The sequence below is a fragment of the Phyllobacterium sp. YR531 genome (genome assembly GCF_000282595.1).
Lineage (GTDB): Bacteria > Pseudomonadota > Alphaproteobacteria > Rhizobiales > Rhizobiaceae > Phyllobacterium.
This window is the reverse complement of sequence record NZ_AKIZ01000001.1, coordinates 61528-88086: the sequence shown is the minus strand read 5'-3', so window position 1 is coordinate 88086 and position 26559 is coordinate 61528. Positions and strand designations below refer to the sequence as shown.

The following is a 26559-nucleotide window of genomic DNA, read 5'->3' as shown; positions in this document are numbered from 1 at the left end:
GACGGTGCGGCCATTATTCGAGCAAGCGTCCAGGCATGCCACCGCGCCCGCCGTGTCGTGTCGTGTCGTGTCGTGTCCTGTCGAAAGTTCCAGTCGTGCATATACATTTCATCAGTCAATACATGAGATCGCCGGATACCCAGACCGCCTTATGCGGCGTTCCTAAGATTTGGGCGCCCCATTTTCTCCAAGTAGCGCGTGGACTTCCCCACGCGCTACGGAGAAGTCGACGCGCTTGAGAACCGATGTGGCTCCGTGGGATTTCGTAAAACGTTGGACGGTGATAACGAAACCTGGTGTCTCGGCCATCGGCTTCTGTCTCAGTAGATCGTTAGAGCTGGCCAGAAGCTGACCGCTAGCAGTAGGAGCATTGCCATGCCGAAGTACGGCCACAACTCTTTGGTCGTCGCTCCCAGCGGGGCCTTAGCTATGGACGACGAAATGAAAAGAGTCGTCCCGATCGGCGGCGTGTACAGCCCTATCCCCAAGTTGATTACCATCATTAGCCCGAGCTGTACGCGATCAAGACCAATGGTATCCGCCAGCGGTACGAATATCGGACCGAGAAGAAGGATCGCCGGAGGCATGTCGAGAGGCATGCCGACAATTAGCATGATGATGTTCATCATGAGAATGATAACGATTGGACTAGTAATATGCACTGAGACCCATTCGGCCATGTGCTGAGGAGCCTGGTCGAAAGTCAGAACCCAGCCGACTGCCGCGCTCCCCATGATTACGAGCATGACCACGCCGGTCGCGACGCCGGCCTCAACCATGTTGTCGCAGAACCGCGTCCAGGTCAGATCGCGATAAAACAGGAGGCTCAGCAGTAACGAATAGACAACCGAAAGCACCGAGACTTCGGTCGGCGTAGCAAAGCCGAAGCGCAGCAAGATGACGATCAGGATTGGCAGGAGGATCGCCGGGAAGCTCTGAAGGGCAAGCTTGGCAAGCTCTCGCTTGCGGACGTTCGTAGCTTGTGCCTCGTAACCTCGCCGAACCGCTATGAACCAGCAAACGAAAACAAAACTTGCCGCCATGATCAGGCCAGGCACGATACCGGAAACAAACAGGTCGCCGACACTGACGCCGCTGATTAGCGCATAGAGGATCATCGGGATCGAAGGAGGAATGAGCACATCGATTACCGCGGACGTCGCGTTGTTGGCCGCACAAAGGGCAGGCGGAAGACCTTGTTTCTTTTGCCAGGGAATAAGAACAGAGCCAAGTGCACTCGCGTTTGCCACTGCCGACCCGGAAACGCCTCCAAACACGACCGACGAGATAACAGTGGTCGATAGCGGACCGCCTCGCCAGCGTTGCATGGCGCGGGACGCGAGCTCCAGAAGCTGACGGCCCAGTTCACCGCCTAGCATCAACGTGCCTGCAAGCATGAAAAACGGTAGCGCCAACATGGGAAAGGACTGCGTCTGGTCATAGACCTGCTGGGCAACAACTGACAGTGGAACGAAACCATTGAAGAGCACACCGAGGCCGGCAGCGATTATTAGCCCGTAGCCAACAGGGACAGCAAGCACCATGAGAATACAGAAAGAGACGATCATGATGAGAGTCATAGGGCGATCTCCTCTGGCTTGATTTCGAGGCGATGATCCCAGCCCAGCCGAAGCACGCGTGCTGTCGCTGCGATTGTAACTATGGAGACAAGGATTGCGCCGATGGAAAGGGAGTAGTACCCGATGCTGTTGGGCAGGTGCAGGACAGGGCTGTGTTCCGCGCCAGCGATCTCGGCTACGACCGTTGCTTGGTAAGCGAGTATCAGGAACGCTCCGACGCTAATCGCATTGGCCACGACCAATGCCGTCATGCGCGCGCTACCTTCGAGCTTGTCATACAGCCATTCGACTGACATGTGGCCTCCGGCATGAGCCGCGATGACGATCCCCGCGATGATAAACCAAGGGAAGATCAGCATCGGAAGCTCTTGCGCAAAAGAAAGACCTCCGCCTGCAGACACATAGCGAACGATCACGTTGGTAGTCGTGACCACCGTTAGAGCGATACCGCTAACGATGATGACCAGACGCGAAAAAGTAACGATGATACCGGCGACCATATCGACGGCTTGATAAAACCTACTCATGAGACCTCCGGGCCGGTAAAGAGGGCGTTAGCCCCTTGCTGCAGCTTCCACTTGGGCAACGAAATCGCCAAACGGTTTCTTTTTCCAGCTGTCAGCGACCGAGACGGTCGCTTTGACGAACGCGTCGTGATCAACTTCGACGACTTCGACAGCTGAGTTCTTCTTGAAGTTCGCGAGGACTTCTGAGGTCGTTTCGTTCGAAAGCTTTCTCTGCAGGTCCCCTGCCTCCTTCGCGGCCGCCATCACAGCCTCGAGATCACTGCCTAGCCGAGCTTGAGCGATCTTTGACATAAGGAAAGGCGTCGACTCCCACTTGTGTGCTGTCAAACTGATGTACTTGTTGACCTCGTGGAGTTTGGAACTCTCAATATTGGTAAGAGGGTTCTCTTGACCGTCCACCACGCCTTGCTGGAGGGCGATGTAAAGTTCCCCGAACGCGATCTGTTCGGTTCCCGCTCCAAGTGCCTGGAAGATGTCGATCGTCATTGGGTCGGCCGGTGTACGGATCTTCATACCTGCCAAGTCCGCAGGAGATGCGACTCTTCGCCTGGAGTTGGTAAGGTGGCGGATCCCGTTGTCCCACCAGTCCAGCGGCACGACGCCCACCGCCTCGAATCGCTTGTTGAGTTCGGCACCAACCGGGCCGTTCAGCACGGCCATCGCCTTGTCCGTATTCTCGAACAGGAATGGCAAGCCAAGCGCATTCAGTTCTGGAAGGATGGCCGACGTTGCTCCCTGGCTATTGGCGGTAAAGTCGAGTGCGCCGGTGCGCAGACTGGTCAACATTGCAGAGTCGCTGCCCAGTGTCTCTGCCCCGGCGACGTTAATTTGGATGCGGCCCTCGGTCTTTTGCCTGACAAGCTCGGCGAACCTGTCCGCCGCGATGGTTCTAGGGTTCCCAGGTGCAGCGCCATGCCCGAGAGTCAGCGTAGTCGTGGCCGCATTTGCCGAGCGGCGCGATAGCATGATTGCTGGCGCGGCTAGAACGGCGCCGACACTCGTCAGGAAAAATCGTCTGTTGATCTGCAAGCTCATCTTATCCTCCATCGTAAGCTTGATTGAAAACCCTGCCCGTTCTCCTCAACGGGTCGGGATTCTCCTAGGTCGAGAGCCAGTTCTTGATCGCTTCCGTAACTTTTATGGTCGAAAGACCGTATTGGTCGTGAAGTGTTGGTAGGGCTCCCGCTTCCAGGAATTCGTCCGGCAGACCGATCTGACGGAATGCCGGCGGTGCGACTCCGGCACGCATGAGCACACCGGCAACCGCCTCTCCAAGACCACCAATCACGGTGTGGTTCTCCGCCACGACCACCAAGCGGCCGCCCTTGCGGCATTCTGCGATGATCGTTTCTTCATCGAGCGGCTTGATGGTCGGCACATGAAGCACGGCAGCATCAACCCCATCCTTTTCAAGCTGCTTGGCGGCTTCGAGCGCCCTCATGGTCATGAGACCTGACGAAATGATCAAGGTGTCCCGGCCGTCGCGAACTAGCTTGGCCTTGCCGAGCTCGAACTTGTAGCCGTACTCCTCAAGAACGACCGGTACATTGCCGCGGAGTAGCCGCATGTAAACAGGCCCCTTGTGTGCCGCGATCACCGGAACGGCCTGTTCGATCTCGCTCGCGTCGCAGGGATCGATGATCGTCAGGTTCGGCATCCCGCGGAACATGGCAAGATCTTCGGTCGCCTGATGGCTCGGTCCGTATCCGGTCGTAAGTCCGGGAAGTGCGCAGACTATCTTCACGTCAAGCATCTCCTCGGCAATCGCGAGGCAGATGAAGTCATAAGCTCTGCGCGACGCAAAGACCGCGTAGGTTGTGACCCACGGCTGGAACCCCTCACGGGCCATGCCGGCGGCCGACATCATCAAAAGCTGCTCCGCCATCCCCATCTGGTAGAAACGGTCTGGATGCGCGGCTCGGAAGACGTGAAGGTCAGTATATTTTGCAAGATCGGCTGACATCCCAACGATCCTGTCGTCCTTCTGGGCCAGCGCAGCGAGCGTATTCCCGAATGGCGCAGGCCGAGTCGGCTGGTCAGGCCCGGCGATCGAGGCGATCATCGCAGACGTCGTCAAGCGGGGCTTGTCTGCGCCGTTCTCAAGGTGCGCCGGGCGGATGTACTTGGAACGCTTCATTCTTCCACTCCCTCATCGATGACCCTGATGGCTTCCGACCATTCATGCGACTCAACGCGCAGGAAATGATTTCGATCGCGCGCTTCGAGGAACGGGACGCCCTTCGCCATTTTGGTGTCGCAGATGATGATGCGAGGTTTGGCTTCGTCATGGTTGCGGGCCGCGTCGAAAGCCTTCACCAGTGCATCGATATCGTTGCCGTCTATTCGTTGAACAAACCAGCCAAAGGCTTCGAATTTCGGTCCGAGCGGCTCGAAGTTGAGCACGCCGATCGACGGACCGTCGGCCTGCATCTGGTTCACATCGACGATGCCGATGAGGTTATCGAGCTTGTAGGACCCAGCGGACATCGCCGCCTCCCACGTCGAGCCCTCGTTGAGTTCGCCGTCGGAGAATAGGTTATAGACGAAAGAAGAGGACTTCTTCCGCTTTAGCGCGAGCGCCATGCCGACGCCGATACCCAGGCCATGCCCGAGCGAACCGCCTGTGATCTCCATTCCAGGTGTGTAGGCCGCCATGCCGGACATTGGTAGACGGCTGTCGTCCGTGCCGTAGGTTTCAAGCTCGTCTTCGGGAAGGATCTTGGCCTCGATCAGGGCGGCATAGAGAGCAATGGCATAGTGCCCAATTGAAAGGAGAAACCTGTCGCGTCCCTCCCACTCCGGGTCGTTCGGCTGGTAGTTAGTCGCGTGGAAATAGGAAACAGCGAGAACGTCGGCGACGCCGAGAGCCTGTGCGATATAGCCCTGGCCTTGTACCTCGCCCATGCGCAGCGCATAACGCCGGATGCGCCTAGCACGTTCCGTCAGACTGATGTTGTGACCCATCTGATTCATGGTTGGATGTTTTCCTCCTAGAGTCGCTGCTCGACAGATCTCAGTGGATCAGCATACCGCCGTTGACGTCGATCACGGCGCCCGTGACGTAAGCCGACAGGTCCGAGGCGAGGAACAGATAGATGTTGGCGACATCAGTCGCTTCGCCCAGCCGGCTTAAAGGGATGCCCTTGATGATATCGGCGCGCATTTGATCCGTGAGCTTGCCACCGGTGATGTCTGTCTGGATGAGGCCGGGCGTGACTGAGTTGACCCGAATGCCTGCCGGTCCAAATTCTCGTGCCATTGCCTTTGCGAGCCCTAGAACACCCGCTTTGGCAGCAGAATAGTGCGGCCCGCCGAAGATCCCGCCGCCGCGCTGCGCAGAGACAGACGACATGCAAGCGATCGATCCGCTGCCGTTGTCGCGCATGTGCGGAATGAACGCCTGGCTGAGAAAGAGAACACCCGTCATGTTTACAGCCACAATGCGGTTCCAGTCAGCTTCGGTAATGTCGAGCGTGGCGATCGGCTGAGTAATGCCAGCATTGTTGATCAGCGTATTGACTACTCCCAACGCTTCGATCACTTTCGCCGCAGCGTCTCCACACGACGACCGGTCTGCAACATCGCACCGCAGCCCAACATGCTGACCGGTTTCTACCGCCGGCAAAGACGAGGCGGCCTCCGACGCAGCAGCAGCGTCGATGTCGAGGATTGCGACTCGAGCGCCATGTTCGGCAAAAAGCTGTGCGGTCGCACGGCCGATGCCGCGCTTGCTGGCCGCGCCCGATATGACCGCGGTCTTTCCTTTCAAAAGCATGAAATCTCCTCCTGATGCTTCCCGTGCATCTGGCAAATTAACTGGCCAATCGGCCTTGCAGGCACAAAACTGACGTAGATGGATAGTTTAGACAAACGCGAAGTTTACACCGGTAGATGAATCTGGTTCACTAATCAGATGTTACAGATTGCTTCGCTCTCCGCTGTCCGCATCTTTGAAGCCGCCGCTCGGCTTGCGTCGTTTCGGGCCGCGGCCGAGGAGATGCATCTATCGCCGAGTGCCGTCAGTCACGCGATTTCGAAGCTTGAAAGGGACCTCGGAACGTCTCTGTTTGAACGAAGTACGCGGAAGGTGACGTTGACGCTTTCCGGACAAACGCTGCTTAACCATGCCTCTAACGCTTTCGAGGAGTTAAGGCGTGGTGTTGAGATGATCTCATCTAACAAGGCGCATCTTCTCCGCGTTCATTGCGCTCCGAGTTACGCGGCGCAAGTCTTGTCCGCCCGCCTTCCAGACTTCCTGAGCCGGAATGAAGGGGTTGAGGTAAGGATTGCTGCTAGTACCAACTACGCCCGTTTTGTCGACGGCCTGTTCGACGTCGACATCGTTTACGGTGAGCCTTCCAATCGTGAGGATCTGATTGTAGTCCCATTGGGGCAGGAGGTTGTTTCCCCGCTGTGCTCTCCAAAAATGGCCGAGCGTTTGAAGTCCCCAAGGGATTTATCTGGATTTCCACTTATCCGAAGTGATCTCAAACGAATTCAGTGGATCGACTGGTTTGAACTAAACAATTTGGGGGCACCCCCGCTGCCAACGATGAGCTTTGATCGAAGCTTCCTCGCGGTCGACGCGGCGGCAAATGACCTGGGCGTTGCGCTTGAGTCTAATACGTTAGCCCGGCGGGAGCTTGAGAACGGGCGCCTCGTCCGACCTCTCACTGGTTGCCGCGATAGTCGGTATACCGGGCATTATCTTGCCTATCCTAAAAGTGGAACCCAGCGGCGCTTGGCTAAGCGTTTCGCAGACTGGCTTACAGATAGCGCAGGCGAATGATCGCCTATTAGCGGATTTGCGCATAGGTTTTGGAGCGACTCACAGCGAGATAATGACGTTCTGGTGTGCCAAGCCGTTCGGTGTGTTTTCTACCACCTTTTGCATCGAGAGTTCGCGCAGCAGGATCCTTTCGCCCGTCGGCCGTCCGGAGAAGATTTCTGTCGACCGTCAATTCCGTCTCATATTAACCCGGTCATGAAATAAGGGGGGATTCACGTAAAGAATCCAACGCGATACTGATAATACGATCCTCAAATAGGCGCAGTTTGCGATCCGCAGACTCTTTCCCGCCTGGCCAGTCAGCCAACTTTGCACGGATCGCGCTGACAGAAGGTTCCGTCTCCATTCTATCGACAAGCCAGTCGACTGTAGCCAGCAATTCCATTCCCAGTGGCGACTCAAAACCGTCTATCAATGCTGACGTCGCTTCGACTGCCGGTACGTAATCCCTGCCTTCTGTCCTCAGATATAACTCGACATGATCGCGTTTTGCTTCATCGAACCGGATTGGCTCGAATGGACTCGCATCCGCCAGCCGTTTGTCACAGTGGAGGTAACTCCCATCCAGGCCGTTGAGCATGTGCTTTAGCTTGTCCGAATATGGGCCATATTTGTTAGCAGCGAACTCAAATTCGAAACTGGGCAAGGAAAGCTTTTGATTAAACCGTTCTAGGAAATAGCCGAGCTTCTGAACCTCCAGTAATGAACATTCGATACCCAATATCGAATACCGGCGTACCAACTCAGCAATCGATGCTCGCGGCGGTGTCAAAGTCTCGACTCCGGTTCGCTTCGCGACATTCTGATATTGCTTGGTGGGCTCGTATATGATGACCTGCACGTCCGGGAGCTCGCTAAGCTTGTTCACAATGAGCTCGCGTACCTCCTCCCATTCGAGGCCTCCGTTTCCTGCCCCCAGTGGCGGTAGAGCAATCGAGCGAATATGATTGCTTATGACCACTGCTTTCAGATCGTCCAAGCCCTGCTCGACCCATTCAATCTTTGAAGGATACCGCCAGTGCGCTTTAGTGGGGAAATTGATTATCCACTTCGGTCCGATAAATGCATCTCTGTGAGTGACAAACATTTTTCCGACGCGAACTTCCTTCGCGCGGCAAGCGGCTTCGTATCTCTTGTAGTTCTCCGGATAGGCCTCCTTGAACATCAAGGCGACGCCCTTACCCATCACACCGACCGTATTCACGGTATTGACGAGCGCCTCAGCATCTGAATCGAGAAGGTTTCCTTGTGTAAAGGTAATCATCATAGGAACCATTTCTTCTGCGCGATGATTTTCACGTTTGCGTCGTGCCTGTCAGCAAGGTCCGCGACTTCATCCTTGGTATCAGTATTGTAGCACACGATGCCTTTCAAGGCGCTGACCGGTAGGTGCTTGTGCACAAGAGCTTCAGCTTGGTATTTTTCGAATTTATCCGCATCATCCTTTTTGAAGTCTCGTGCCTGGAGTACAGGCCATATAATTCGATCAAGATCATCAATATCGTTCGAAAATTGCGCGGTCCGTAGATACGCATGACGATCGCTGAAAACGAATTGAATATCTTGCTCCTGCAAATACGGCAACGACGAGACGAGAATTACGATGTCTGAGATCGGTTTTTTTGGAACGCCATACCCAGTCTTAATATTATAAAGCATCGGCGTGAATGGGGTAAAATAGAACGGTACATAATCGCTGAGAGTCCCGCCTGGTTCGCAAGGCACGGCCCGTTGCGTCCGCTTTTCGATAAGCTCTTGATTTCCAATTTCTATATATGACGCCTTACCTGCCACTGTGCTTCTGCAATGGCATCCATTCTTGAGCACCTGACCGATATTGTCCTTGTGGACTATTCGAAAAATGAGTGCCTTTTCGCGGGTCAGGAGAGCGTCTGTCATACTACGACGCTAGCTTATCCAATGCGTAGCGGCAAGCACACAAAGCCACAGTGGGAATTTGGTCTGCTTCTCTATTCCCCGTGTTTATGTCAAGCGCTTTCGCGCCTTCCTCTTGTCCGGCAAGCACACCAGTCGCGAGAGCAGCGGTGACGTGCGATGCTCATCGCTGATCTCTACATGCGGCATGGCGTTGATAAGCTGTTCAACGAAATCATCGTGGCCGCCCTGCATCAGCGCCGCCATGGCGATCGAAAAGCCAACCCCTACCGCAACGCCAACAATGGCGACCAGAGTTTGCCGACCGCGTCCAGCGATGTGCGTGATGGCAAGATCGAGAATAAGACGCATGTCCATACGAGGTAAAATGGATAGGCCGTTGTTTAGTTGGCTGTCTGTGGCGATAATAAGTAAAGCTTTGTGGAGTTCGTCGTAGTTCGCATCATCAAAACACCCGAGATCCGGTTCGCAGAACTCCTGGACTGCGCGCAACATCTGTTCTTCCATCGCGCCACACAGGTCCGATAGGTCTTTGCATTCGCTCCATCGAACTCCATTTGACTACTGTAGTGATGACCTGCCGGTCAGACGGCTGCAACTGCGCAAAGTGCCGCGGTTGGTGAGAACAAATGCCATCTTTTCGAATTCGCACAGCAGACGAACACGACACTCACGCAATAGTGCGCCTGCTTCGACAGATCGGTTCAGTCGCCGCCACAACCGCCGACGCAGAAATGGGGGGGAAGAGGAATTGCTCGGGATTGTTCGCGACTGCACGACCTTTCTGATCGAGGAAGATGATCAGATCGTCGGGATGAATGCCGTCAGGATTGTTGACGTATCAGGCCAAAAGAACGCACGCTTTCGCAAATTCGCTTTCATCATGGCCATTGGCGTGGATGAAGCGAAACGGCGACAGGGCTATGGCACGGCGCTTGTGAACCACATGCTGGAATGGCTGCCTCAACAGGACGTTGACATGGTTTGCCTGAACGTCTCCGCTCAAAATATCGCCGCACAGTCTTTCTACCAACACATGGGGTTCGGCACGACATTCGTGCAGATGTCCCGTCTGGTATCGGAAACGCGCGCGGACGATTGAGTTTGCCCTCTTAGTACCATACGGCAACTTCTCCAGAGGCCAGCATCCGCAATTCGTTCTCCGGTCGTATTGAGTATTCCTCGGTGAGAGGTCGGATCCGTTCGAGTTTGCCGGAATGGCGTTGATCATGACGAGCCCAATGATCATAGATGGCAGACTTTTTCACCGATGAACCGTCACTCGGTTTTCTGTGTGTCAAGGCAACGGCCAAGATCACGGGTCTCCATCCTAGCCATCATGAAGGCCGTATGGGATCGAACATTTGTAGTCCGAGTTCTAACTCTCTCTCAATTTCTACCCCTCTATGCCGTGACACAGTCCGCAGAAAAGAATTTTGAGGAAAGGTTTTGCCCGAGCGGTAAAAGCGTTATAGTCAGTCATCCCCTATCATCTCCAAGCAAAAGTCCATGAAACTTACCAAGTCCTTCACTGTCGAAACTAAACGAAATGGACGCCGCACCGTCAAAACGGTGAATGTCCCGATCTGGGAGCCACACGTTCTCCAAAGCGCGACGAAGGCCGTCCAGAAAGCTTCCGAATCTGCGTTAGAGAATACGGAGACCGTGGAAGCGGAGAGCGATCCCAAAACGTAGCTGCATCAAAGGCCGCGGATATCTCGGCGACCCAATGGGTCTCAACGCCGACGCGCAGAAGATTCCGCCGTTGGCGGAACTCGGTACAAGCCGCTAACGGCACTGCGACAGCACTGACTGCAATCAACGATCCGCCACGGGTAGAGGAATGCCTCTTGCGGGCAGGTTCTTCATCAGGTCGAGTACGACATTGCGCGCTTGGCGACCCTTCTAACCCATCTTGATGATCATAATCTCAATGCTGATAGCCAGACGATTCCAATACTCGCCGAACTGGTTGCAGCCGGTATTTACCAATACCACACCGAATGTCAGGGCAAGAATCCGACCGTTGGCAATTTACGAAATAAATGCCGATACCCGTCCAGTGCCAGATTTTCGAGAGCAATGGCCTGTTCAATATCAAACCAGCCTATCTCCGAGTGTTCGTCGCCCGTCAACAATGGCTCGCCTTTTGCCGGCTCGTAGATATCTTTCCAAGCAAGACGCGTTTCCCATTGTGTTGCTCACCAGTTTCACGATCACATGCCCCTGCCAGAATCTCGGATTCGAATCAGCTTAACGATTGATCTCACCGGCATCGCAAAATGTTCCTTTGAAAATGCCGATAGTAGGCTATTTTCAGGCATTTTTAATTGTAGCGCCTATGTCTGCAATCCCGACTAAGGGCCTGCTTTGTTTCGCCTATTCAATGGTAACTTCTAGAACAGAGTGTGGATTTGGCGAGAAAAGAACGGAAGAGGGCCAAAGTACGGCGGCTATTTTGCGCCATCGAATCGACCGACGCCGGGCTTCGATGGTTGCCGAAAGCTGCCGGGGTGCTCAGCTGTCAGGAATGTCGATGAAGGGGCGAGGCGTATGTCGATAAGCTGCCATGCTGACCATATAGCTGCTATTTTATGACGTCGATTCGCTCGGCCATTCCCGACGGATAAGCTCCACGTCCTCGTGATATGTGGTCACATCGAATTCGGGAAACCGGCGCTTGAACTTTGTCGAATCAAACAAGTTGGCTCCACAATACCTTTCAAAACCGCATCGCGAATGACTAGCGGCAAACGTACTGCTGATGGTTGCTTGCAGTGGCAGAGAAAGTCGCAGCGGGTATAGAGTGGCGCTCCAACGTCCAGTTCTCGACGGCCCAAAGCAAATCTTTTCACAAACCAGATGTTCTATTTTTGTTCTTTTCGTGCTAGCGTCTCTGCGAATATACCTCTTCAGGCTTTCCAGATGTTAAGAAAGATTATTCATATAGATATGGACGCCTTTTATGCGTCAGTAGAACAACGAGACAATCCGGCATTGCGCGGCCTTCCGATCGCTGTGGGGGGCTCGGGCGCGCGCGGAGTTCTAACGACCGCGAGCTATGAGGCACGCAAGTTTGGTGTCCACTCGGCAATGCCTTCTGTCACTGCGGCTCGTAAATGCCCAAGCCTTATATTCGTCAAGCCCCGGCTGGAAGTTTATCGCGATGTGTCACAGCAAATCAGAGAGATTTTCTGCGACTACACACCGCTTGTTGAACCCCTGTCGCTCGACGAGGCCTATCTTGATGTCACTGAGAACCTCAAGGGAATGGAGATCGCGACTGAGATCGCCTCGGAGATTCGAGCAAGGATACTGGCCGTAACTGGCCTGACGGCTTCAGCCGGCATCTCTTACAACAAGTTTCTGGCAAAAATAGCGAGTGACCTCAACAAACCGAATGGGCAGGCCGTCATTCCGCCAAAGACCGGGCCCTCATTCATTCAGCGACTCCCCGTCAAGAAATTCCATGGTGTCGGCCCCGCAACCGCCGAGAAAATGCATCAGCTGGGGATAGAAACCGGCGCGGATTTGAAACAGCGGTCGTTTGAGTTCCTGTCACAGCATTTCGGCAAGGCAGGCGCGTACTTCTATGGTATCGCCCGCGGGATCGATAACCGGGACGTGCAGCCTGATCGAAAGAGGAAATCGATCGGCGCCGAGGATACTTTTCCTGAAGACGTTTTTGAACTCGAGACCGCGCGCGAGCAATTGCATCCACTCGTATCCAAGGTGTGCCAGTTCTGCAGCAACAATGACACCGGCGCCAAGACTGTCACGCTGAAGGTCAAGTATTTCGATTTTCAGACGATTACCCGCAGCCGCACTTCGCCGGCAGCCAGTCGCACCGAAGCCTCTGTCTGGATAATACTTGAGCCTTTGCTCCAATCCGTATTTCCGACAAGAAAGGGAATCCGACTACTCGGTGTCAGCCTCGGAGGTCTGGAGAAAGCAGATCGCAATTCTCAGCTTGATCTTGCTCTTTAATTTCAGAGAGAGGGTCTAACGCTTGCCACCCAGGTCGCGACGGCCGCCGCAGCGTCGGGCGCGGTTGCGATCGTCACTGCGAACACCCGGGACTTCTATAATCTCCCGACTGGTATCGACGCGGCGCATCCTGACGAGTTTCTATGCGCCCTGTTCAATGCAACCCCGTCGAAGGTGAGCGACATCCTGCATAGGCAAGCCAGCGGCTATAGGAAGCCCACACTGACCACGGCGGAGCTGCTTGCAAGACTTGCCGTCACCACGCCGAACTTTGCGCGGAAGGCCCTTGAATTGCTGGGCGAACAGGGATAGCGGAGTGCTCGCAGACCGTGCCCGATTCAGACCTGCGCTGCTCACTCGCTCCCGGCAATCGGACGCAATGACGCCGGAAGACTTCGGCAGGCTGCAGTTCGTGGCCCGAGTAAATCGGAAACGAAACCATGATGGCGCTCGGGAATGCCCATCCTGGCTCCGGTAAGGCCGTTGAATACAAGGTCGGCGACTTGTTCACGCCCAAAGGCAGACAGAATTAGATCCGAACACAGGATATCGGCGGTCGAAATCACTTGCATCGCAGCAAAACGATCCGCCGCAATCCTGAGCGCTTTGCGTTCGTCAATGACGACCGTTCGAGCGTGCACCGCACCGAGCGCGAGGGTTGCAGCCTCACCATCGTCCAACGTCTGATCAGCAGGCCCGCTGACAAGGCCGGCGAATATGAGCTCGCCGTCATGATCGAAAGGGATGAATTCGAGAAGTCGTTCGTCAGCCAGTGCGCGCGCCAGGCCCGCGTCGTCCCTACCGTTGAAGCGGTCAATCATAAGCTCATCCCGCACGACCGTGCTCGCGCAGAGCGTCACATCGAATGCGCGAACGATATCGGAGGCCCGGCCTGTTGCGTTCAAGTTGATGATCACACTCGAATCCACTACAAGTGGGGCCGAGATTTTACCGAAGAATTGAGGTTGCCGCATTGGCCCCACTTTCTTCGGCATCGATATCCATCAGGATGTCTCGCACCGTGACACGGTCGAGACGCAGCATTCTCGAAATCTGGCCTTCGCTCAGAAGGCCCCGTTTGGCTGCCTGGTAGGCCATGAGGCCGGTCCTGATAGGGACTGGCAACACCGCGTCATCCTTCATTCGGTCATTTTGGGCCACGTCCCCGAAGACCTGCCGGACATGATCATCGGTGATGTTTCCATTTGCCTGGAACCAGTCCCAGGTGCCACGTTTGGTCAGTTGCAGCTCTTCGAGCCTTCGCACCATCGCCTCCCGCGAAACGTGGAAGAAATGCGCGAGAACAATTACGTGGCGGCGCGTCAAACTGGAAGCGCCGGCGGTTACCTCTTCGAATTTCTGCCGGACGGCCTGAGCTGGAGTAAGAAATCCACGTGCAAATGCATTGGCATATTTTTCCACTCGCGAGCTTTCCAGTTCGTCGATCTCACTGACTTCAGCCTGCATACGCGTCGAGACCAGATGGCCAAGCTCGTGGGCTGCCGTCTGGGTTCGTCGATCCAGAGGATGGTTCGCGTTCAGCAGGATGCAAGCGCCGACAGACTCTTCGAACGCGAACAGTCCGGAAATTTTTCCGGGCAGGCGGCGGACATAGAGGCGAACGCCCATCTGCATTTCCAGAACGGCTCCAATGTCAGATACCGGCGCCAGTCCGAGCCCCAGCCAATGACGCAGCTCCAGCGCATGCTGCTCCGCCTGCTCGCGGACATCCCCCGCCAGGATCGCGCGCTCGGGCGGAAAGTTTCGGACATGGGCGATACCGAGCAGCGTTTCCAGCTCGACATCCGCACGGACGAGCTGGGCCATCAGTTCCGCAGCCGTGTTGACGGCCGGTTCGTCATGATCGGCGAGCTTGCGGAACTTGGGCGTGAGCTCGACGTGAACGGCTTCTCTGCGCAGCAGCGCATTGACGCTCGTGCCGTAGAATTGCGCGAGTTGTTGGAGTTCGCCAATTCTGACCCGCCGTGCGCCCTTCTCCATTGCAACGAGGGTGGTACGCGCTGCACCAATTACCGCTGCCGCGTCCGCCTGCGTCTTCGCCGCGTTTTCGCGGGCGATACGCAGGCGTTCGCCGATCTGGTCCCGGTTAAGCTGTTCGTGACTCTCGCTCATGAGGTCACGCCAACCATTGGGAAACAAATGATTTCGGCCCGAGATCCTTCATAAACGCCTTCCATTCTTTGTCATGCTGTTCCAGTAGGCCGGAAAGTTTCTCCTCGGCCTCAGTTGTCGTCATTCGGAGCTGCTCTGCCAATTGCCAAGCGTGTCGCTTTAAGCGAGAGCGGTGGAGGGGGGAAGAGCGCATTTCGGCGAGATGATCAAGATGCAACGCTCCGGCTATCCCGTATCGTTGCATTGCCCGGGTCACTTTCGTGAAGCCCGGGACCACTCCGTCCTCAAAACGGTCGGACCGCAGATTTTCCCAAATGTAGTTCTCTTTTGGCTCGTTAATACCGGCAGAATGGAAACTGAGCCGGCGAAGCATACACGCTGCGCATATACCGCAATGCCTGCGCGTTTTATCGAATGAAGAATTTCTGCTCTGCTGCCAGCAGGAGCGGGTCTTGTTCCACTCATCTGGCTCGAATGCGATCGCAGCGAACTCTGCCAGGGTCTGCCCCTTCGTCTTCCACAGTTGCGGCAATCGAAAATGGATCGGACAATCGAATAGCGCTTCAACCACGTCCTCCATCTTTCGGAGGAAGCGTGGGTGATTGCGGTAGTCTTCATAGCCGTGGCTGGTCGGAATAAGGGTCGGTCCCAATGCACCTTGTCCGCTTTCCGGCATAGCGACGTCATGGGTTCCGACGAGATATGCGGCCAACGCACTCAACAGCGTAAATTTGAATCCACGGCTTCGCACCGACGACTCTTTGATCCCGATCGGCTTCATGTTGACGGAGAACGGTATATTCAGAAACGGTACCTTCTTGCGATCGTGGACAGGCCGATCGTCGGCTTTCGAGCCGACACGAACCCTGATCAGCCTATCGAAGCGGCCTTGAGCGCCAAGAATTGCCGAGACAGCACGTGAGTCCAAGCCATCGCTAAAAGGCGTAATCGTTCGGCCAGGATCTCCCCACTCGAACAAGCTCTGTTGTCCTAGATTGCTGTCGACACTGGCCTTGGCGGCGGTGAAAGTCAGCTTCCACTCATCCCCCGTCAAGAACTTCAACGCGGTGGCAACACATTCCATCACGCGTGGGTTTTGCCAGCGCGACGTATCATGAACGGGCAGTTGCAGCTCAATTCGGCGTGCCCAGCCGAACCCTGGCCGTTTCAAAGCCTTGTCGCAATATTCGACCGCAGCGATGAGGAGCATAGCGTCATAAACGCGGCTATCCCAGTTTTTCGTCCTATAGTCGTTCAGGTCTTCCGTCTTGAAAACGATTGCCTTTCCGATTTCAGCCGTGCGCCATCCTTCTGCTGCTTTAGCTTTAGCTCCTGGCTCCACAACCGCAACACGGATCAAAGGTATTGCCAATCGGGATTCGCTCATAGCGGAGGCCCCTGATCGATGCCGTCGTACACCATTGGTGATCTAGTCACGTTTACGGTGCGATCGCCAAGTATTGACCTCGCCATACGGTCGAACGTTCCGCCGGCAATCATCTGGCCTATGGTTTCTCCCAGTCGTCGGCGCATTTGCTGGCAGGCGCCTGGACCCGCTTTTACAAGGTAATGCTCTTCCATCGCGCGAGCGCCGGCGGCCAGTCGCTCGCCGAGCGACGCGGCCAAGCCCTTCTCTAGAGCAGCCAATCCGGCGTATCCTTCCGAGATAGCCATTTGCGTCGCCTCGATGGCGCTTGCTGCCAAAGGCTGTACAGAGGGATCGACGCGAAGACGGTCGAGTTGTTCATTTGCGGAAGAGGCCAGCGTGAGAAGATCCCAACCATCAGCGATAGTGACAAGCTGCTTCAAAGCCGGATCGACCTCAAGCCTGACGTCACGCATGAGGGCAGCTTCAGCCGCGTCGCTGACCTGTTGAATGCCAAATGCTGGTTTGAACGCCCATGCTGCGACACGTTGGTATCCGTGGCGTAGAGGCAAGCTTTTATGCGGACCGTCGCTCATTGGAATCTCCTTATGTCAGGTATCTTGTATTTTTTTATCTGACATGTCAAAATTCGCGCACCGATTGATTGTTCACTTTGCATATGGAGCGGAATGAGATGCGTTGCGATCGCTACGGGAATTTTGACGAACTGGCCGCGTCCGAAGATGCAAGCGCTTTCCGCATCGAGGCAGAAAAACGGAATTCCAGTATCTGCGTGCTCGCTCCCCATGGCGGAAAGATTGAGCTGGGAACGTCTGATTTAGCCCGAGCAGTGGCAGGCTCTCATCTCAGCTACTACCTGTTCGAGGGTCGGAAACCGAAGGGCAATCGCGATCTTCATGTGACATCTGCAAACTTCAATGAGCCGCAGGCGATAGCAATCGTTGAAAGTAGTGATGTTGCGCTGGCGATGCATGGCTGCGAAGGCGATGATGAGGTCATCTATCTCGGTGGAAGACACGAGAAACTGGTGGCAAGCATCGCAAAAGCACTTTCGAAAAGAGGCTTCTCGGTCAGGACCCACAAGAATCCAGCATTGCAGGGGACTGCCGAAAAAAACATCTGTAACCGCGCAAAACTAGGAATGGGCGTGCAGTTCGAGATTACCCGAGCTCTTCGTGTTCGGCTCACCGATAAAACGGGGCAGTCAACAACGCCGTCACTCGACGATTTTGTCAATGCGATCAACGAAGGACTGGGCCAATGAAGACAGGATCCCGTGACTTGGAGGAAGCCCAGTACTCGCGCTGGATGGTTCCCAATCTCTTCGGTGTCTGAATACTGCAACGGCAGAAGACGTTCCCCTATCGGCTGCGTAAGGTTAATGGATCAGGGGGATAGTGCCCGCTGCATGAGTTCATTAACTCCAGCCCGCCCGGCTCGATAACCCGGACCAAAACATAATCTGGGCCAGGAAGTCGTGAAGTCGGGACAATGCCTCCAATAGAGAATTCAACGAGCTAGGGCGCTTCCACGGTTTTTTTCGCGCTGCCACTTGTGAAGCTAACTTTTTGTAACTGGCAAAATCTTCAACTTCCACCTCCGCCGATAATTTACCGAGCCGATTGATCCTGTTTCCGCTTTGTTTTCGTTAGTGTTTCACGTAATGGATATAAGCACTTCAAAGAAGGTCGGGGGGCCCAAAAAACAATGTAACATCTTGGACGGATCACGCCATCCTCAGAACAGCTCGCGATTATCAGCACGAATCGAACCGGCGCCGAACTGATCCGCGGCGCTGCCGGTAGTGGCAAGACGACAACGGCGTTGCTTCGATTGTCCTCACTTGCCAGCATGATGCGAGCTCGGAAGGACCGATTGAATGACAACTCCGCCGTTCGTATCCTTCTGCTGACGTTCAACAGGACGCTGGCCGGTTACGTTCGAGCCCTGGCAAATGCGCAATTGCGCAGCAAGCCCCATGACATCGAAATCCGAACATTCGCTAAATGGGCCCTGGAGAAGCTCAATGAACCGAGGGTCCATGAGACTGAAGCAAAGAGCCAACTCGCGCGGCTCGCAAGAGCGTTCGCGGGTTTGGATACCAGCTATGTGATACAGGAAGTCGACTACCTACTTGGCAGGTTTGAGCCAGAGGATCTCGAGGAATATGTAACGAGAGAGAGAACCGGCCGAGGACTGCTTCCCCGCGTCGATGGAGCGTTGCGCCGCCGGATACTTGATGAGGTCGTTTACCCCTATCTCGAACTTATGCAGCGCAACGACTGGCTCGACTGGAATTCTCTCGCGCTTAAGATGAAGCGCGAAATCGACAGTCTGGAATACGACATCGCCATTATCGACGAGAGTCAGGATTTCTCGGCAAACGAAATACGGGCTATCAATTATCATCTGGCCCGCGACCACGCCGTCACATTTGTCATCGATACAGCTCAGAGAATCTATGCACGTGGCTTCACCTGGACGGAGGCTGGGGTAACGATCGCCCCAAACCGTTCGCACCGTCTCCAGGAAAACCACCGTAATACCCGGCAAATCGCCGCCTTCTCGGCCGGTATCTTGCAGGGCCTGACCATCGACAGCGATGGCGTGCTTCCTGACCTCTCAGCTGCCACGACGAATGGTCCTTTGCCACAGGTCATCGCCGGAAAGTACTCCCAGCAGATTTCATGGGCAATCGATTATATTCGCAGACACGTCAACCTTCAGACCGACTCTGTTGCCTTTCTCAAACCGCAAGGAGGGGACTGGTTCAACACAATCAAGGCGGAGTTGGGAAACGCGCGCATTCCCTTTGTCGATATGCAGCGCAATCCAGACTGGCCGACAGGCCCGGCAAATGTCGGAATCTGCACCTTTCACTCAGCGAAAGGTCTCGAATTCGATCATGTGATCATCCTGGGTTTCAATCAGGAGAACACGGCTTATGGAGACGAGGAGGCCAGCGACCAGGTTCGCGTTTTGCGCAGGCTTCTGGCAGTTGCGGTCGCGCGAGCGAGAAAACACGTCATTGTCGGTTACAAACCGGGCGAACAATCGCGGCTGACAGAATTCTTTCAGTCGGGCACGTTCCAGGAGATCCGCCTGTGACGCTCGCTCAACGCATATCGGACCGTGGCATTTCAGAGGTCATCCACTTTACGACGAACCGCGGCTTGCTTGGCAGTCTACACAGCAGACATCTTCTGTCGAGACCGCTCCTTGGCGAAGACAATTATTTACGCCATGTCCTGCAACTCAACGCGGCGGTTAGACCGGAGGAGTCGGCCTTTTTCGACAAATCACAGGACTGGCTGCGGTTCGTGAACCTGACGGTTTCTGAGGTGAACCGCCGCTTTCTCGATGTCTCGCGCAGATGGCATCCGCACGATATCTGGTGGTGCATTCTTTCCTTTGATCCCGAGCTCATCGAGCATGACGGTGTCTGGTTCACGACCACAAACAACGGCTATGATGCCTGCACACGCGCCAAGGGAACCGCCGGCTTCGACGCCCTGTTTGCGCAAAAGATCTCACGCAAGCGGTTTGGCATCGATGGTCGACCGTGGAACGCGCTTCGGGCGAACCGCCCCGACCATTTGCCGACCTGCGAACAGGCTGAAGTCCTTTATCCCGAGAAGCTGAGCCTTGACTATCTGCGGACAGTCTATGTGGAGGAAGGTGAGTACCATGATACGGTCGTTGGGTGGCTTTCTGACTACGGGTACGAGAATGTCAAAGTCGTGGTAGGCATGCAGAAGTTTATAGGAAGGCAGAATTGAACATGATCAAAGGGTCGAACCTCAACGCCGCCTATCGGAACGACGACTATGAGCGGGCAATCGTGAATTCATCGCTCTGGGCGGCGGCTGGCGATGCGCTCGGCTGGATCACGGAACTTTCCCGCGGTCAGGACGGTGTCCGGTATCGGACCGGCAAGGGGCGCATCACGGCCCCCGTCGATTGGCAACGGACTATCGGCGGCCGGGGGGGAGTACGGGTTGACTTGCCCGCCGGAACCTACTCCGACGACACGCAGTTGCGTCTCGGCGTGTCGCGCTCGATCAGGGGCAACGGGACTTTTGATGTCGAGACATTCGCCAAGATCGAGGTTACTGCCTGGCAGGGGTACGCTCTTGGCGCCGGCCTCGGATCAAAGGCGGCGGCGGCCAACCTGTCGAAGAGAGGTATAAACTGGTTCTCCAACTTCTTCAGAAGCGACCGACAGTCCTACGTCAATGGGGGTGGAAACGGCGCAGCGATGCGCGTTCAGCCTCATGTTTGGGGAGCCACAGGGCCACTGCCCGAGACAGTCGGACAGGTCTTTCGGGATGCCATCGTCACCCACGGTCACCCACATGGCTTCTGCGGCGCGATATTTCATGCGCTGTGCCTTTGGGACACCCTTGCGGTGCGGTCAATTCCTTCAATGAAGCGTGCCCGTGAGTTTATTTCTTTCCTGGATAACCTGCCCTTGATCGTAGCGAAGGACGATGAACTGGCACAGTTCTGGCTTCCGTCCTGGGAACGAGAAACCAAGAGGCTCTTCCCCGAGGCCATCCGGGGATTTCAGGCCGATGCCCTAGCAGATATCCAGGCCGCGGAAGAAATTATCGCCGCCGGAAACGGGCAGAGTTATCCGCAGCTTCTCGAACGCATCGGATGCCTGTCCGATAAGTTCAGGGGCTCTGGTTTTAAGACTGCGCTTGCTGCTCTCGCGCTTTCGGAGCTTTACGCTAAACAGTCGATCGAGGATGCCCTGATCATCTCCGCAAATGAGTTGGACAGCGATACCGATACGATCGCGACCATGGCCGGTGCTCTTCTTGGGGCAATTTCTGACAGCGAGCCGACGTGGGAAATTCAGGATCGTCCGTATATCGAGGCGGAAGCACGAAGGCTGGCGCGCGTTAGCCTCGGACAGGATCAAGCGACATTTGCCTATCCGGATGTTTCCTCGTGGGAGCCACCGACCAGCCAGTCAGATGCTGTGGTGCGTTTCAATGGCGGATTGGCGCTTGCCGGACTTGGTCCGATTGTCCCGCGTAGTCGGGAGTATCAATCCGGGAACGCAATCTGGCAATGGTTTGAATTACCGTTTGGTCAAACTGTCCTCGCAAAGCGGCGTGTCGAGAACACCGCTCTGATAGGTGAAGATCAATTGCCTGGCCAGCCACGAATCAGCACGCGGGCCGGCCATCGTGATGACGCGGATGGACGACAAAACCGTTTTGCTTTTGATGAGATGAGGAGCGCGTCCGACGACCGACGTTCGGTTGATGCTGGTCCTTCTATACGGCAATCGGAATTTCCCGGTCTCGATCAGGCGACTGACCTGATAATCTCGTCGGGCTTTGATGACGCAACGCTGGGACGATTGATCAAGGACTGCATAGACCACACTGAGAGCATCGAGCTAACGGTGAGCTTGACCTCGATCGTCGCGAAAGCCCGCCTTGCTCGCCGGCGCCGCAGATAAGCTCTTCGTATAATCTGTGACACAAGCCCGAGTGCGACGTCATCCGGTGGGATCAATGCCCGCAGCTTGGTTATAGAACGCCCCACGCCCGAAACCTCCCCCTCCCCGTCATCTCCCTTAATCCCAGCTCCTCGACGATCCGCAGTGCCGCGCGCGGCGTGATGGCAAGTTCCTTCGCGATCATCCCGGCCGACACCAGAGGCCGCGAGAGCACCAGCTCGATCAGCTTTGGCAGTTTTGACGACGTGCGTTTCCCGACCAGTCGGCGCTCCATCATTTTTCGCGCCAGCGCCAGACGGTCATGTTCCTTGAGGCCGAGATGATACCGGTGAGCATGGCCAACAGCCTGGTTTCGGAATCGCGATGTCGACGGCGATCGACGGGGATAGTTTTGAGGCCAACGTTGAAGGCCGCCAGATGCGCTGCCGTCGTCAGCCCAGCATCACGCAGGATCGACGCTGCCAGAAGCCGACCAAGCCAGGGCGCATGCTGCAGCACCAACAATTCGTTCCAGGCATTGAGGGCGACCACCGCGCCTGCAGCACAGCGGGTAGGTCTTGCATCTGCCGCAACATGCCGCGCCATTCTTCCAGCCGCCCGTCCTCGTCCCAGTCGAGATCGTAAACGAGCGGATCTTTTTCCGTGGCACCGGCACGGCCGGGCCGCTTTGCCCGCTCGATTGCTGCGTCGGATCAGGCAAGCAGCGCATCAATGGCGGCGAGTTCGGCGTTAAGCGGGTTTACACCAACTTCCACCTCTTCCGCCTCACCTCCTCCGAAAACCTCATCGGCAGCCGGGGGCGTCTCGCTGCCGCCCACGATGCCGCCAGATGCCTTCGCCGCAGCCTGGCCTCATAGGTTGCGAAGACCGTCCGGCGACAGCGCCCAGTCGGGTGCCTGTACGGCGATGCGGCGGCGGGTTTTAAGAACATCGCGGGCGATGGTCAGTTCGTGGGTCGGCGTGCGAATATCCCGGGTAGCGTCGTGGAGGACGAGGTCTTCGAGATGGACCAGCTCGCCGTCGATCCACAGAGAGGCGCAGGCGTCGGTGAAGTGCGAGCGTTCGCCAAAACCCTCACTGAGCGGTGAACGGGCTATCCGCTCATCGAGACTGGTCAACACTGAGCCCACGTCCTAAATCGGCCGCAGCAGCCTTGAGATGGTAATTTGGCGATATCGTAACCCATTGCAATCATGGTCAGTACAAGGTTAACACGAAGCTATAGACGAAATAACTTCTGTTGTATAGACATCATACTGACCACATTCTAACCACCGATAACTACCAAGTATCAATAGTGATTGATTTCAACCAACAAATCAGCCATCCTGCATCTCCTTGCCAGGCACAACGAGGAAACCACACCATGCTGTCCTTTCATAATCGCCACGATCGGCCGCTGTACGCCGCCGTGCACCGCGATCTCGACAAACACGCAACCGTGCTCCGGTATATGCTTATAGGCGCCTTGGCTGCCGGGCTGCTCCTGCGTCTCTGTCTGCCACTGGACAAGGCTGTTGCCGTGGCAATGATGTATATTCGCCCGATAAGCGAAGGAACAATGACATTGCCCATCACGCTCCTGTATCTTTCCGCGGCTATCGGGCTGTTTAGGTGGCGCTGGACGCGGAGAATGGCACGGATCTCAGCCAATGCCATCGCCGGAGCAATCATTGGCAGTGCGGCCATTGTGCTCGGCATCAGTGTTGGTCTGGCGGCAAGTGAGGCGTTTTTGAAGAGCGTGGGTGGGGCAGCGAGCGCCAGCTGGCTGGAAATTCTCGTGCTGGTCAATACTGCGGCTTCGGCTATGCTTCTTGTGACTTTCACTGTGCCCATGGTGCTGCTGATCGGGAATCTTCCGATCGCTTACTACGGCGAAGAGCGCTGATGATGCAACCCGCCAAGTCGATAACTGCCCGCGCCGAGGCGCTGGACGCCCTTGATGCCATCCTGCCGTTCGACCGCCGTGACCAGCTCGCCGCAATCCTCACCGACGAGGATGTAGCCACGCTCAGGCATCTGGCCAGCACCGGCATGGGCGACAACACCATGCGGGCGCTGGCTTCGGACATTGGCTATCTGGAGAGCTGGTGTTTGGCTGTCACCGGCGGCCCCCTGCCCTGGCCAGCGCCGGAAAGTTTGCTGCTGAAATTCGTCGCGCACCATTTGTGGGATCCCGCCGCGCGCGAAAACAATCCGGAGCACGGCATGCCGCAAGACGTGACAGTTGCATTGCGGGCCAAAGGCATGTTGCGCAGCACCGGCCCGCATGCGCCGAGCACCGTGCGCCGGCGGCTCACCAGCTGGTCGATCTTGACACGCTGGCGCGGCCTGACCGGAAGCTTTTCGGCCCCCTCCCTCAAAAGTGCTCTGCGGCTGGCTGTTCGCGCCAGCGCCCGGCCCCGCCAGCGCAAGAGCAAAAAGGCGGTCACCGGTGATGTTCTCATCACGCTGCTGGCTGCCTGTGCCGGCGACAGACTGGTCGATGTCCGTGATCGTGCAATCTTGCTGATGGCCTTTGCCTCCGGTGGCCGCCGCCGCTCCGAGGTCGCCGCTCTGCGTCTCGACAATCTCGTTGACGAGCCGCCGGTCCGCGCCGATCCGGCCAACAAAGACTCGCCTCCCCTGCCCTGCCTCACCATCCATCTCGGCAGAACAAAAACCACCTCGGCCGACGAGGACGAACAGGTGGTGTTGATCGGTCGGCCGGTCGTTGCACTGAAAGCCTGGATCAAGGCAGCCGGAATTGCCAACGGCGCTGTGTTCCGGCGTATCGATCAATGGGGCAATCTTGACCGGCAGGCGCTGACGCCGCAATCGATCAATCTCATCGTCAAGACACGCGCCAAGCAAGCTGGTCTCGATCCGGCGCTATTCTCGGCGCATGGGCTGCGCTCCGGCTATTTGACAGAGGCGGCCAATCGCGGCATTCCGCTGGCGGAAGCCATGCAACAGTCGTTGCACAAGTCCGTGGCGCAAGCAGCTGGCTACTATAACAATGCCGAGCGAAAAATGGGAAGGGCCGCCCGGATCCTTGTGTGATCGACTCCACGTTGGCGGACCGAAACGTTTCGCGAAGCCCATCGGCATTTTCAACTGACTCATGACTTACGACTTTATACAAAGGGTGATAATGGCGCCGGTATTTTGGGCTGGATTGCCCCTTTGCCATGGCTGATCGTTGTGCACCGGTGGATGTGCGATTATCGGACTTGCGGATGGATGCGGTTTGCGGGCCTTTGGCAATCCTCATTTTGCCCTTCCCTCGACCAGCCTGACGTGCTCACCATTGGCCCTGAGTTGGGCAAGGAGCATGGGCCAAACGGAAAATTCGCCTTTTGCCGCCTTGTCGGTGAGCGATCGGAGATAGCCTCCGGCGGAATTGATCTGATCGGTTCTTTGCAGGATGCAGGCCATGGCAATGGCTGCGTTTTCCTGGCCAAGCACGGAGCAGGCTTCCTCATAGGCCGAAGGACTGACACCGAGCATGGAACGTACGACAATGGCCGCGCCCATCAGTTCGGACCAGCTGGCAAGGCCATTCCTGGCATAGGCTGATATATCGGGACAGGCTTGGCGGACAAGACCGAGCGGAACGGGTTTGGCATCAAAGGCTGTGGCAGAGGCACCAAGCGCTGCCAGATCAAGACTGCGGCTGCGCAGGCCGGTGCGCAGATCCGATGGATCGTCCAAACCAGCCACGCCGGGCATACCAGGCTCTCGTCCAGCTGCACTGTCAGCATCGCCCGCCTCTCCTGCTTCATGCGGGTTCTCAGCACACCCCATTGTTGTTTGGCTACCGGGCGTTTCCGCCAGTGGATCATCGTTCCGGTTGTGCTCAGCATTTCGCCCTTGGTTTGTTCGAAAGCGATGTTCAAGATCAGAAGTGGATTTGGTATTTGAATTTTGTTTGTGGCGCTCAGAATGAGACTCTCTGGCGCTTGTTTGTTGTAAATTCAGCTTATTCTGCAATAGCTTGGAGATCTCCAGCTGGATGCATTCAAGCCCGTCCACAACCGGCTCCAGATCGCGGATCGTCGCCTGACGGGGAATATCATCAATCACGCTGCGAAACGCCCTGTAGTGCCCGTTCCAGTCGATATGAGGCATCTCCTCAAAGCCAAGCTCGATCAGCTTGACGATGTCACGGCGCAAAAGCGTCACCCGTTCCTTCATCAGTTTCAGCTGCAGGCGCTCCGAACGCACCGCTTCCGCCATGGTTTCGAACTCCCCCGCCCGTACCACAAGCGGTGCCAGCGAGAAGCCAAAGGCCTCACCGCCCTCCCCTGCCCCCGTTGCCCCTGTCCGGGCTTTGCGCGCATAGCGCTTGCCGTTGGGGCTGTCCTTGCGGAAGATCAGGCCGGTTTCCACCAGCGCGCTCAAATGCCGGCGCAAGGTCGCCGGTGCCATGCCGTGCGCGCGCAATGACAGTTGCGCATTCGACGGAAACACCACCAGGCCACCCGCTTCGTTGAGCTCGCTCTGCGGATAGAACGTCAAAAGTGCGTTCAGCACCACCAGCGCCCGGTCGGATATCCCGATCAGCGCCCGCGCCTCGCACAGCCAGCGAAACAGCTTCCATTTATCAACCGAAGCCTCCGGATCGACCTCATGCGCCTGCACCTGTGTTGCCAGCATGCCAAGCGATAGCGATCGCCGCCCAAAGGGCGTCGTGAATGCATTTTCCGACTGCATCGTCCTCTACCTTTCAATCAGGCAAAAGAAATCCGCTCGCCAAAACGACGCTGGGCTCAATCAACCCTTGACGGTGATTCTCAGAAATG

22 protein-coding genes and 2 pseudogenes are annotated in these 26559 nt (G+C 56.2%); 9 read left to right on the top strand and 15 right to left on the bottom strand.

What is annotated here, in order from left to right:
* Window positions 1–320 precede the first annotated feature (320 nt).
* The 6 genes from PMI41_RS00410 to PMI41_RS00385 all read right to left on the bottom strand — a co-directional run bounded on the left by PMI41_RS00410 (window position 321) and on the right by PMI41_RS00385 (window position 5882).
* Window positions 321–1580: a TRAP transporter large permease subunit gene (locus PMI41_RS00410; protein ID WP_008120589.1), complete on the bottom strand. Its 1260-nt coding sequence runs from the start codon at window positions 1578–1580 to the stop codon at window positions 321–323.
* Complete coding sequence (locus PMI41_RS00405) at window positions 1577–2107, bottom strand: TRAP transporter small permease subunit (protein WP_008120588.1); 531 nt, start codon at window positions 2105–2107, stop codon at window positions 1577–1579. Before PMI41_RS00405 ends, PMI41_RS00410 begins: the two co-directional genes overlap by 4 nt.
* Window positions 2108–2134: 27 nt before the next feature.
* On the bottom strand, window positions 2135–3142 hold the full coding sequence (locus tag PMI41_RS00400; protein WP_008120587.1) for a TRAP transporter substrate-binding protein: 1008 nt from the start codon (window positions 3140–3142) through the stop codon (window positions 2135–2137).
* Between the two features lie 64 nt (window positions 3143–3206).
* A complete protein-coding gene (locus PMI41_RS00395; RefSeq protein ID WP_008120586.1) occupies window positions 3207–4244 on the bottom strand; it encodes a transketolase family protein in 1038 nt (345 codons plus the stop codon).
* Window positions 4241–5080, bottom strand: coding sequence for a transketolase (locus PMI41_RS00390; protein WP_008120585.1), 840 nt, complete (start codon window positions 5078–5080; stop codon window positions 4241–4243). The genes PMI41_RS00395 and PMI41_RS00390 overlap by 4 nt, the downstream gene beginning before the upstream one ends.
* 40 nt (window positions 5081–5120) lie before the next feature.
* Entirely contained in the window at window positions 5121–5882 is a 762-nt protein-coding gene (locus PMI41_RS00385) for an SDR family NAD(P)-dependent oxidoreductase (RefSeq protein ID WP_008120584.1), read from the bottom strand.
* 138 nt (window positions 5883–6020) lie between these two features.
* On the opposite strand from PMI41_RS00385, the gene PMI41_RS00380 reads away from it, so the two are divergent.
* Window positions 6021–6896 (top strand): LysR substrate-binding domain-containing protein, encoded by an 876-nt coding sequence (locus tag PMI41_RS00380; RefSeq protein ID WP_008120583.1) that lies wholly within the window; start codon window positions 6021–6023, stop codon window positions 6894–6896.
* A 193-nt stretch (window positions 6897–7089) separates the two neighbouring features.
* Here PMI41_RS00380 and PMI41_RS00375 read toward each other — a convergent pair whose 3' ends face one another.
* From PMI41_RS00375 to PMI41_RS24470, 3 genes and pseudogenes are all read right to left on the bottom strand, one after another.
* Window positions 7090–8163: a macro domain-containing protein gene (locus PMI41_RS00375; protein WP_244423880.1), complete on the bottom strand. Its 1074-nt coding sequence runs from the start codon at window positions 8161–8163 to the stop codon at window positions 7090–7092.
* Window positions 8160–8795 carry a DUF4433 domain-containing protein gene (locus tag PMI41_RS00370; protein WP_008120581.1) on the bottom strand — a complete coding sequence of 212 codons (636 nt, stop codon included), beginning with the start codon at window positions 8793–8795 and terminating at the stop codon, window positions 8160–8162. The genes PMI41_RS00375 and PMI41_RS00370 overlap by 4 nt, the downstream gene beginning before the upstream one ends.
* A 147-nt stretch (window positions 8796–8942) precedes the next feature.
* A pseudogene (locus tag PMI41_RS24470) lies at window positions 8943–9143 on the bottom strand (ABC transporter permease); the annotation flags it as partial.
* Window positions 9144–9324: 181 nt separating this feature from the next.
* Between PMI41_RS24470 and PMI41_RS24465 the strand changes: the two are divergent.
* Both PMI41_RS24465 and dinB read left to right on the top strand, forming a co-directional pair.
* A complete protein-coding gene (locus tag PMI41_RS24465; RefSeq protein ID WP_280113437.1) occupies window positions 9325–9894 on the top strand; it encodes a GNAT family N-acetyltransferase in 570 nt (189 codons plus the stop codon).
* A gap of 1823 nt (window positions 9895–11717) precedes the next feature.
* On the top strand, window positions 11718–12779 hold the full coding sequence (dinB, locus tag PMI41_RS00350; protein ID WP_008120577.1) for a DNA polymerase IV: 1062 nt from the start codon (window positions 11718–11720) through the stop codon (window positions 12777–12779).
* A gap of 353 nt (window positions 12780–13132) precedes the next feature.
* On the opposite strand, the gene PMI41_RS00345 is transcribed toward dinB, so the two are convergent.
* From PMI41_RS00345 to PMI41_RS00330, 4 genes are read right to left on the bottom strand one after another with little or no spacing between them, the layout of a single operon-like run.
* Window positions 13133–13696, bottom strand: a complete 564-nt coding sequence (locus tag PMI41_RS00345; protein WP_244423879.1) for a hypothetical protein — start codon at window positions 13694–13696, stop codon at window positions 13133–13135.
* Window positions 13697–13727: 31 nt separating this feature from the next.
* Window positions 13728–14912 (bottom strand): ImmA/IrrE family metallo-endopeptidase, encoded by a 1185-nt coding sequence (locus PMI41_RS00340; RefSeq protein WP_008120574.1) that lies wholly within the window; start codon window positions 14910–14912, stop codon window positions 13728–13730.
* Window positions 14913–14916: 4 nt separating this feature from the next.
* A complete protein-coding gene (locus tag PMI41_RS00335; RefSeq protein ID WP_008120572.1) occupies window positions 14917–16299 on the bottom strand; it encodes a 7-cyano-7-deazaguanine synthase in 1383 nt (460 codons plus the stop codon).
* A complete protein-coding gene (locus tag PMI41_RS00330) occupies window positions 16296–16874 on the bottom strand; it encodes a hypothetical protein (protein WP_008120571.1) in 579 nt (192 codons plus the stop codon). The genes PMI41_RS00335 and PMI41_RS00330 overlap by 4 nt, the downstream gene beginning before the upstream one ends.
* A gap of 98 nt (window positions 16875–16972) precedes the next feature.
* Here PMI41_RS00330 and PMI41_RS00325 point away from each other — a divergent pair, with 98 nt between their 5' ends.
* The 4 genes from PMI41_RS00325 to PMI41_RS00310 all read left to right on the top strand — a co-directional run bounded on the left by PMI41_RS00325 (window position 16973) and on the right by PMI41_RS00310 (window position 21775).
* Window positions 16973–17563 carry a poly-gamma-glutamate hydrolase family protein gene (locus PMI41_RS00325; protein ID WP_008120570.1) on the top strand — a complete coding sequence of 197 codons (591 nt, stop codon included), beginning with the start codon at window positions 16973–16975 and terminating at the stop codon, window positions 17561–17563.
* A 461-nt stretch (window positions 17564–18024) separates the two neighbouring features.
* Entirely contained in the window at window positions 18025–19407 is a 1383-nt protein-coding gene (locus tag PMI41_RS00320) for a 3'-5' exonuclease (RefSeq protein WP_348225789.1), read from the top strand.
* Window positions 19404–20078, top strand: a complete 675-nt coding sequence (locus PMI41_RS00315; RefSeq protein ID WP_008120568.1) for a DarT ssDNA thymidine ADP-ribosyltransferase family protein — start codon at window positions 19404–19406, stop codon at window positions 20076–20078. Before PMI41_RS00320 ends, PMI41_RS00315 begins: the two co-directional genes overlap by 4 nt.
* Before the next feature lie 2 nt (window positions 20079–20080).
* Window positions 20081–21775, top strand: coding sequence for an ADP-ribosylglycohydrolase family protein (locus tag PMI41_RS00310; RefSeq protein ID WP_008120567.1), 1695 nt, complete (start codon window positions 20081–20083; stop codon window positions 21773–21775).
* Window positions 21776–21845: 70 nt separating this feature from the next.
* Here the strand turns inward: PMI41_RS00310 and PMI41_RS25545 are convergent.
* Window positions 21846–22970 (bottom strand): annotated as a pseudogene (locus tag PMI41_RS25545) (RHE_PE00001 family protein).
* A 171-nt stretch (window positions 22971–23141) separates the two neighbouring features.
* Here PMI41_RS25545 and PMI41_RS00300 point away from each other — a divergent pair.
* The gene (locus PMI41_RS00300; RefSeq protein WP_008120562.1) at window positions 23142–23663 is read left to right on the top strand and encodes a hypothetical protein; all 522 of its coding nucleotides are present in this window, start codon (window positions 23142–23144) and stop codon (window positions 23661–23663) included.
* Window positions 23660–24817, top strand: coding sequence for a site-specific integrase (locus PMI41_RS00295; protein WP_040853351.1), 1158 nt, complete (start codon window positions 23660–23662; stop codon window positions 24815–24817). Before PMI41_RS00300 ends, PMI41_RS00295 begins: the two co-directional genes overlap by 4 nt.
* Window positions 24818–25024: 207 nt before the next feature.
* Here PMI41_RS00295 and repC read toward each other — a convergent pair whose 3' ends face one another.
* On the bottom strand, window positions 25025–26470 hold the full coding sequence (repC, locus tag PMI41_RS00290; protein ID WP_008120560.1) for a plasmid replication protein RepC: 1446 nt from the start codon (window positions 26468–26470) through the stop codon (window positions 25025–25027).
* Window positions 26471–26559 lie beyond the last annotated feature (89 nt).